This window comes from Streptomyces sp. NPDC048484 (assembly GCF_040651415.1).
Lineage (GTDB): Bacteria > Actinomycetota > Actinomycetes > Streptomycetales > Streptomycetaceae > Streptomyces.
On record NZ_JBEZJY010000143.1, the window covers coordinates 1 to 1,587 of the forward strand.

The following is a 1,587-nucleotide window of genomic DNA, read 5'->3' on the forward strand; positions in this document are numbered from 1 at the left end:
TGGTGGTCGTGAACCTCGACCCTCACCACACCCAGGAAGCCACGGTCTCGTTGGACATGCCACGACTCGGCCTGGACCGGCACGCGTCGGTGCCGGTGCGCGACGAGCTCTCCGGCGAGACCTATCACTGGGGCAGGACCACCTACGTGCGCCTCACACCCGGCCACCACCCCGCGCACGTAGTGACCGTCCTGCGACCGTCCCCACCGCCCACCGGAGGGTCACCCACATGATCGTCAACGAACCCGTCCCGGACACCTTCGAAGACACCCCCGCCAAGGACCGGGACCCCGAATGGTTCAAACGCGCCGTCTTCTACGAAGTCCTCGTCCGCTCCTTCCAGGACAGCAACGGCGACGGCATCGGCGACCTCAAAGGCCTCACCGCCAAACTCGACTACCTCCAATGGCTCGGCGTCGACTGCCTGTGGCTGCCCCCCTTCTTCCAGTCCCCCCTGCGCGACGGCGGCTACGACGTCTCCGACTACACCGCCGTCCTCCCCGAATTCGGCGACCTCGCCGACTTCGTCGAATTCGTCGACGCCACCCACCAACGCGGCATGCGCGTCATCATCGACTTCGTCATGAACCACACCAGCGACCAGCACCCCTGGTTCCAGGCCTCACGCAACGACCCCGACGGCCCCTACGGCAACTACTACATGTGGGCCGACAACGACCGCCAATACGCCGACGCCCGCATCATCTTCGTCGACACCGAAGCCTCCAACTGGACCTTCGACCCCCTGCGCAAGCAGTACTACTTCCACCGCTTCTTCTCCCACCAACCCGACCTCAACTTCGAAAACCCCGCCGTCGTCGAAGAAATCATCTCCGCCCTGCGCTTCTGGCTCGACCTCGGCATCGACGGCTTCCGCCTCGACGCCGTCCCCTACCTCTTCGCCGAAGAAAACACCGACTGCGAAAACCTCCCCGCCACCCACCAGGTCCTCAAACGCGTCCGCGCCGAAATCGACGCCCACTACCCCGACACCGTCCTCCTCGCCGAAGCCAACCAATGGCCCGAAGACGTCGTCGACTACTTCGGCGACTACACCGCCGGCGGCGACGAATGCCACATGGCCTTCCACTTCCCCGTCATGCCACGCATCTTCATGGCCGTCCGCCGCGAATCCCGCTACCCCGTCTCCGAAATCCTCGCGAAAACCCCCGCCATCCCCACCGGCTGCCAATGGGGCATCTTCCTGCGCAACCACGACGAGCTCACCCTCGAAATGGTCACCGACGAAGAACGCGACTACATGTATGCCGAATACGCCAAAGACCCCCGCATGCGCGCCAACATCGGCATCCGCCGACGCCTCGCCACCCTCCTCGACAACGACCGCAACCAGATCGAACTCTTCACCGCACTCCTGCTCTCCCTGCCCGGCAGCCCGATCCTCTACTACGGCGACGAGATCGGCATGGGCGACAACATCTGGCTCGGCGACCGCGACGCCGTCCGCACCCCCATGCAATGGACCCCCGACCGCAACGCCGGCTTCTCCTCCTGCGACCCCGGACGCCTCTACCTCCCCACGATCATGGACCCCGTCCACGGCTACCAGGTCACCAACGTCGAAGC

General features: G+C 65.1%; 1 protein-coding gene and 1 pseudogene. Both read left to right on the forward strand.

Annotated elements, in window-relative coordinates; genetic code table 11:
* Nucleotides 1-233 (forward strand): annotated as a pseudogene (locus AB0D14_RS44945) (alpha-1,4-glucan--maltose-1-phosphate maltosyltransferase); the annotation flags it as partial.
* The coding region (treS, locus tag AB0D14_RS44950; protein ID WP_362791326.1) for a maltose alpha-D-glucosyltransferase at nucleotides 230-1,587 on the forward strand (1,358 nt) is incomplete at its 3' end. The pseudogene AB0D14_RS44945 and the gene treS, both read left to right, overlap by 4 nt.